Raw genomic sequence first — 6635 nt, forward strand, 5'->3', positions numbered from 1 at the left:
TCAAGTCGGCTTTGCGTGAGGAGAGTTCATGTCGCGTCCGTTCCGCTTCGGGGTCAACCTGCTCGAACCGGCGTCGGCCGAGGAGTGGCGCGCCAAGTGCCGCCGGGCCGAGGAGCTCGGGTACGACGTGATCCTCGTCCCCGACCATCTGGGCATGCCGGCGCCCTTCCCGGCGCTGGTGGCGGCGGCCGAGGCCACCGAGCGGCCGAGGCTCGGCACCTTCACGCTCAACGCGGGCTTCTGGAACCCGACACTGCTGGCCCGCGAGGTGGCCACGACGGACGCGCTGACGGGCGGCCGGCTGGAGCTCGGGCTGGGCACCGGCTACGTACGGGCGGAGCACGAGACGGCCGGACTGCCCTTCGGCTCGCCGGGCGAGCGGGTGGACCATCTGCGGCGCACGGTCGAGGAGCTGAAGCGGCTGCTGGGCTCGGACGAGCACCAGCCGCGGGCGGCGCAGCGGCCGCGGGTGCCGCTGCTGATCGGCGGGAACGGCGACCGGATGCTGCGGCTGAGCGCCGAGCACGCCGACATCGCGGCGTTCACCGGGGCGCGCACGGCACAGGGCAGCACCACCGGGCAGTTGACGCCGATCACCGCGGACGAGCTCGACGAACGCGTGGCGCGCTACCTGAAGTTCGTGGAGGACCACCGCGAGGAGCCGCCCGAGCTGAACCTGCTCCTCCAGATGGTGATCGGCACCGAGGACCGCGAGGCCGCGGTTCAGCCGTTCCTCGAACTGGTCCCGGACATGACGGTGGATCAGGTGCTGGAGCTCCCGATCTCCCTGATCGGCACCCTGGACGAACTCACCGAGCAGGTCCTGGCCCGGCGCGAGCGCTACGGCTTCACGTATCTGACGGTGCTGGAGCCCTACATGGAGGCGTTCGCGCCGGTCATGGAGCGGGTGCGTGGGGCCTGATGTCCGCATGTTGAAATCTTGCGCACCGGGTGACCGTGCGTGATGTGATCACCGTATGACCGAGCTGCACATCCGGGCCGCGACGCCCGAGGACCTCGACACCGTGCTGGCCTTCTGGAAGGTGGCCGCCGAGGGCACGAGCATCAGTGACGACAGCGGTGGCGTGGAGCGGCTCGTCGCGCGCGACCCCGAGGCCCTGATCCTCGCGGAGCGCGGCGGCGAGTTGGCAGGCACTGTGATCGCGGGGTTCGACGGCTGGCGCTGCCACCTCTACCGGCTGGCCGTGCATCCGGACCACCGCCGCCAGGGCATCGCCTCCGCGCTGCTCGCCGCGGCCGAGGAGCGGTTCGTACGGCTCGGCGGGCGGCGCGCGGACGCGATGGTCCTCACGCGCAACGAGACCGCGCATCAGGCATGGGGTGCCGCCGGGTACGGACCGGAGGAGCAGTGGCGGCGCTGGGTGAAGCCGCTCACCGACCAGGTGTGCTCGGCTGCTCGGCCGGACTGTTCGGGCTGAGGAGTCCTGCCACGAGCCGGTGGGCGTAGGCGACGTCGAGGCCGTCCGGGCGGAACAGGATGCGGTACATCATGGGCGCGACGACCCGGTCGATGACCGTGTCGACGCCGGGTGCCGGCTCCCCCCGCTCGGACGCGCGACGGACGATGACGTCGATCTGCTCGGCGGCGTAGGCGGAGCACTGGCCGGCGTTGCCGCCGTCCGGGTCGCCGAGCAGGGCGTCGCGGATGTAGGCGCGGCCGGTGGGCGAGGCCATCTCGTCGAGGAACTGCTCCGCCCAGGCGGTCAGGTCGGACGACAGGGCGCCGTGGTCCCCGGGTGCGGTGTCGGGCCGCAGCCGCTCGACCGCCACGTCCGACAGCAGCACCTGCATGTCTCCCCAGCGACGGTAGATCGTCGACGGCGTCACGCCCGCGCGCTGGGCGACCATCGGCACGGTCAGGGCGTCCCGGCCGACCTCCGAGGCGAGTTCGCGCACGGCGGCGTGCACCGCTGCCTGGACCCGGGCGCTGCGCCCGCCGGGGCGCACCATCTGTCTGCTCACGGAACCCACCTTAAAGCGAACGCATTGCTTCTAGCGCGGTGCTCCCTCAGGCCGCGGGGGCGAGATCGCGGACGGGCCGGGTCTGTTCGTAGGCGTGCCCGACCCGCAGCAGCAGGCTCTCCCCGAGCGGCGGCCCGAGGAGCTGCATGCCGATCGGCAGCCCCGCCGTGTCGTGACCGACCGGTACGGACAGGGACGGCACGCCGGTGATGTTGGCCGGGGCCGAAAGCCGCACATAGGCGTCGGAGACGCCCTCGACGGTGCCGTCGGCCCAGGTGACCGTCTCCTGACCGGCCGCGACGGCGGTCATCGGCACGGCGGGGGCGGCGATCAGGTCGACCTCCCGCAGCATGCGCGCCCATTCCTCCCGCATGAGGGCGCGGGAGCGTTGCGCGCGCAGGTAGTCCCCGGCGGGCATCAGTTCACCGGCTTCCAGGAGGAGCCGGATGTCGTCCTGGTAGAGCTCCGGGACCGTGCGCAGGCTTCTCTCGTGGTAGGCGGTGGCCTCGGGCACCATCAGGCCCCACTGGGTGGCCTTGATGTAGCGGGTCATGGGGATCCCGACGTCGACGAGGCCGGCACCGAGCGCCTGGAGCCGGTCGATCACGCTTCGGACGGCGGCTTCCACCTCCGCGTCGACGTGGTCGAAGTAATAGGTGCGCGGCACACCGATCCGCAGTCCGGTCAGATCCGTGCCGGGGCCCGGGCGGTAGGACGCCGGGGGTGCGGTCAGGGATGCCGGGTCGCGGGGATCGTGGCCGGCCAGGGCCGCGAGCACCAGGGCCGCGTCCTCGGCGGTGCGGGTGATCGGGCCGACGTGGTCCAGTGACCAGGACAGGGACGTGACGCCGTGGCGCGGGACGAGGCCATAGGTCGGCTTGAGGCCGACGACCCCGTTCAGCGCGGCGGGCACTCGGATGGATCCGCCGGTGTCGGTGCCCAGGGCGAAGGTGGCGGTGCCTGCGGCGACGGCGACGGCTGATCCGCCGCTGGAGCCGCCGGCGATCCGGCCGGGGTCCCAGGCGTTGTGGGTCTGCGGGGTGGTCAGCCCGTAGGCGAACTCGTGGGTGTGGGTCTTGCCGACCAGGACCGCTCCTGCCGCCGACAGGCGTGCCGCGACGGTGCTGTCGGTCCGCGCGCGGTGGTCGGACCTTACCCGGGAACTGGCGGACGTGGTCGTACCGGCGACATCGATCAAATCCTTCAGGCCCATCGGTATGCCGTGCAGCGGACCGCGACGGCGACCGGCCGCGATGTCCTTCTCGGCTCGGCGCGCGGCCTGGAGCGTGCGCTCGGCGTCGACGGTGACGTAGGCCCGGAGGGTCGGCTCCACCTGCTCGATGCGCTCCAGTACGGAGTCGGCCAGCTCGACCGGGGACAGCTGATGTGCCCGGATCGCGTCGGCGGCGGCCGAGAGCGTCAGTTCATACGGCTGCATCGTGCGCCTCCCCCGCCGTTGCCACGTGGTAGGCGGGGCCGGGCGGGGTGTCCCCGAAGTCCAGCTCCCTCAGGACCGCCACGACGGAGTGGATGTGGTCGGCGGTGGCCGCGACCGCTGCGTGACGGTCGGCGGGCAGTACGAGCCCGGCGCGGTGGGCCCAGTGGGCCGCTTCGGGCGGCGTGAGTTCGGGATGGGACATCGGTTCCCCTTAAAAGCCAATGGTTTGCGTTAGTGGACTCTAGGACCTAGGGTCTCCTTAACGCAAACGGATTGCGTTAAGTGCGTCCCGAGGAGGACCAGTGACCACACCCGCTTCCTGGACCGTGGGCGACATCACCGTCCACCGCATCGACGAAATTCCTCTGCCACCTGCCACCGGAGCGTGGCTGCTGCCCGACGCCACGCCCGACGTCGTCGCCGGCCAGGACTGGCTGCGCCCCCACTTCGCCGACGACGAAGGCGTCCTGCGCGCCGACAGCCACAGCTTCGCCTTCACTGTCGGCGGGCTGCGGGTCCTGGTGGACACCGGCATCGGCAACGGCAAGGAGCGGACCAATCCCGCCTGGCACGACCTCGACACCGACTACCTCCAGCGCCTCACCGACGCCGGGTACCCCCCGGACTCCGTCGACCTGGTGATCCTCACCCACCTGCACGCCGACCACGTCGGCTGGAACACCCGGGAGGTGAACGGCGAGTGGGTGCCCACCTTCCCGAACGCCCGCTACCTGACCTCCCGCACCGAGCGGGAGTTCTGGACCGGGTACGACATGGACGAGGCGCGCCGGCAGATGTTCCGTGACTCCGTGGTCCCGGTGGAGGAGGCGGGGCTGCTCGACCTCCTCGACGTCCCCGCCGAGGGCCTCGAAGTCGCCCCGGGGCTGCGCCTGGTCCCGACACCCGGACACACCCCCGGCCATGTCGCCGTAGAACTGACCAGCCGCGGACGGACGGCACTGATCACCGGCGACTGCGTCCACCACCCCGTCCAGCTCGCCCACCCGGGCATCGGCGCCTGTGTCGACATCGACCCCGGACGGTCCGAGGCCTCGCGCCGCGAGCTGCTCGGCACGCTCGCCGGGACGGACACCCTGCTCCTGGGCACCCACTTCGCACCGCCCACCGCCGGCCGCGTCGTCACCCACGAGGGCGCCTACCGGCTCTCTCCGGTCCCCGCCGACTCCCGCTGAGCAGCCCGACCGAAGGACTTTGCCCATCCTTTACCCTTGGATGGCCACTCGGTTCCGCATGAAAGATTGTGAGCGTCCGCCCATGGGCGAGCCTCCTCGTGCGCGGCACCGCGCGTTCCGCCCCGTCCTGGAGAACCATGGAACGGGGGTGAACCGATGACCGAAGTCCTCCTTCTCCTCGCGGCGATCCTGCTCTCGATCGCCTGCGGCGCCTTCGTGGCGGCCGAGTTCTCCCTCACCACGGTCGAGCGCGCCGAGCTGGAACAGGCGGTGGCGCGCGGCGAGCGCGGCGCGCAGGGCGCGCTGAAGGCCGTACGGAACCTGACCTTCCAGCTCTCCGGGGCGCAGCTCGGCATCACCGTCACGAACCTGGTCGTCGGCATGCTCGCCGAGCCGTCGATCGCCGCGCTGATCGCCGGGCCGCTGGAGGACGTCGGCATCTCACGGTCGGCGTCGCACAGCCTGGCGCTGGTGCTGGGCACGGCTGTGTCGACGGTGTTCCTGATGGTCGTCGGCGAGCTGGTGCCCAAGAACTGGGCGATCTCGTCGCCGCTGACGGTCGCCAAGACGGTGGGCAACGCCCAGCGCTGGTTCAGCGCCGCGTTCCGGCCGTTCATCACACACCTCAACAACACGGCGAACCGGGTCGTGCGCCGGATCGGTGTGGAGCCCGCCGAGGAGCTGGCGTCGGCGCGCGGGCCGCAGGAGCTGGCGGCGCTCGCCCGGCACTCCGCCAAGGAAGGCGTCCTGGAGGCCGACACAGCCGAGCTGTTCGTACGGACGCTGAACCTCGCCGACCTGACCGCGGAGAACGTGATGACGCCCCGGGTGCAGGTCGTCGCCCTGGAGGTGCAGGCGACCCTGGAGGACGTGGCGAACGCGACCCGGGCGACCGGCCTGTCCCGGTTCCCCGTCTACCGCGACACCCTCGACTCGGTCGTCGGGACGGCGCACGTCAAGGACGTGCTGACGGTCCCCGCGGAGCGCCGGACCCGGATCTTCGTCTCCGAGCTGATGCGCGAGCCGCTGCTGGTCCCGGAGACCCTCACCGTCGACCGGCTGCTGGACCGGCTCTCCGGCAAGCGCACGATGGCCGTCGTGATCGACGAGTACGGCGGCACGGCGGGCGTGGCCACCCTGGAGGACATCGTCGAGGAGGTCGTCGGCGAGGTGCGCGACGAGCACGATCCGCACGAGCTGCCCGACCTCGCACCGGCCGGCACCGACGAGGCCGGCCACGCCCTGTACTCGGCCGACGGCTCCGCGCGCGTGGACCACCTCGAACGCGTCGGGCTGCGCGCGCCGGAAGGGCCGTACGAGACGCTCGCCGGGCTGGTGGCGACGGTGCTCGGCCGGATTCCGGCCGCCGGTGACACCCTCGAGGTCGCCGGCTGGCGGATGGAGGTGCTGGACGCCACGGGCCGCCGGGCCGCCCGGGTCCGGCTGCGAGCGCCCCTCGACGACGAGAAGCCCGACGAGAAGGGAGCAGAGCTGTGACCGCCGTCCAGCTGCTGATCGGTCTGGCGACGCTCGTCGTCAACGCCTTCTTCGTCGGCGCCGAGTTCGCGCTGATCTCGGTGCGCCGCAGCCAGATCGAGCCCTACGCCGACCGGGGCGACCGGCGCGCCAAGAGCGTGCTGTGGGGCCTGGAGCACGTGTCCGCGCTGATGGCCGCCGCGCAGCTCGGCATCACGCTGTGCACGCTGGTGCTCGGTGTGGTGGCCGAGCCGGCGATCGCGCACCTGCTGGAGCCGGTGTTCCACGCGGTGGGCGTGCCCGAGGGCGCGGGGCACGCGGTGTCCTTCGTGATCGCGCTGACCCTGGCCACGTATCTGCACATGCTGCTCGGCGAGATGGTGCCGAAGAACATCGCGCTCGCCGAGCCGGTGCGCAGCGCGCTGACGCTCGGCCCGCCCCTGGTGACGCTGTCCCGGGCACTGCGCCCGGTGATCTTCACGGTGAACGCCTTCGCCAACGCCCTGCTGAAGCTGCTGCGCGTGGAGGCGCGGGAGGAGGTGGCC

8 protein-coding genes are annotated in these 6635 nt (G+C 71.9%); 5 read left to right on the top strand and 3 right to left on the bottom strand.

The window, feature by feature from the left end; all coding sequences use genetic code 11:
- Positions 1-28: 28 nt before the first annotated feature.
- Positions 29-922 (top strand): TIGR03621 family F420-dependent LLM class oxidoreductase, encoded by an 894-nt coding sequence (locus GTY47_RS36825; protein WP_010041126.1) that lies wholly within the window; start codon positions 29-31, stop codon positions 920-922.
- Positions 923-977: 55 nt separating this feature from the next.
- Positions 978-1439 (top strand): GNAT family N-acetyltransferase, encoded by a 462-nt coding sequence (locus GTY47_RS36830; RefSeq protein ID WP_010041128.1) that lies wholly within the window; start codon positions 978-980, stop codon positions 1437-1439.
- Here the strand turns inward: GTY47_RS36830 and GTY47_RS36835 are convergent.
- From GTY47_RS36835 to GTY47_RS36845, 3 genes are read right to left on the bottom strand one after another with little or no spacing between them, the layout of a single operon-like run.
- On the bottom strand, positions 1393-1971 hold the full coding sequence (locus GTY47_RS36835) for a TetR/AcrR family transcriptional regulator (RefSeq protein WP_010041130.1): 579 nt from the start codon (positions 1969-1971) through the stop codon (positions 1393-1395). The two genes, GTY47_RS36830 and GTY47_RS36835, sit on opposite strands and share 47 nt — an antisense overlap.
- Positions 1972-2029: 58 nt before the next feature.
- Positions 2030-3421, bottom strand: coding sequence for an Asp-tRNA(Asn)/Glu-tRNA(Gln) amidotransferase GatCAB subunit A (locus GTY47_RS36840; protein ID WP_010041132.1), 1392 nt, complete (start codon positions 3419-3421; stop codon positions 2030-2032).
- Positions 3408-3623 (bottom strand): hypothetical protein, encoded by a 216-nt coding sequence (locus tag GTY47_RS36845; RefSeq protein ID WP_010041136.1) that lies wholly within the window; start codon positions 3621-3623, stop codon positions 3408-3410. The genes GTY47_RS36840 and GTY47_RS36845 overlap by 14 nt, the downstream gene beginning before the upstream one ends.
- A gap of 100 nt (positions 3624-3723) precedes the next feature.
- On the opposite strand from GTY47_RS36845, the gene GTY47_RS36850 reads away from it, so the two are divergent.
- The 3 genes from GTY47_RS36850 to GTY47_RS36860 all read left to right on the top strand — a co-directional run.
- Positions 3724-4614 carry an MBL fold metallo-hydrolase gene (locus GTY47_RS36850; RefSeq protein ID WP_010041137.1) on the top strand — a complete coding sequence of 297 codons (891 nt, stop codon included), beginning with the start codon at positions 3724-3726 and terminating at the stop codon, positions 4612-4614.
- 156 nt (positions 4615-4770) lie between these two features.
- Positions 4771-6111: a hemolysin family protein gene (locus GTY47_RS36855; protein ID WP_010041138.1), complete on the top strand. Its 1341-nt coding sequence runs from the start codon at positions 4771-4773 to the stop codon at positions 6109-6111.
- Positions 6108-6635 (top strand): CNNM domain-containing protein (locus GTY47_RS36860; RefSeq protein ID WP_010041139.1); only part of this gene is annotated, 528 nt, incomplete at its 3' end. The genes GTY47_RS36855 and GTY47_RS36860, both read left to right, overlap by 4 nt.

The sequence above is a fragment of the Streptomyces sp. SID5464 genome (assembly GCF_009862985.1).
Taxonomy (GTDB): domain Bacteria; phylum Actinomycetota; class Actinomycetes; order Streptomycetales; family Streptomycetaceae; genus Streptomyces; species Streptomyces chartreusis_D.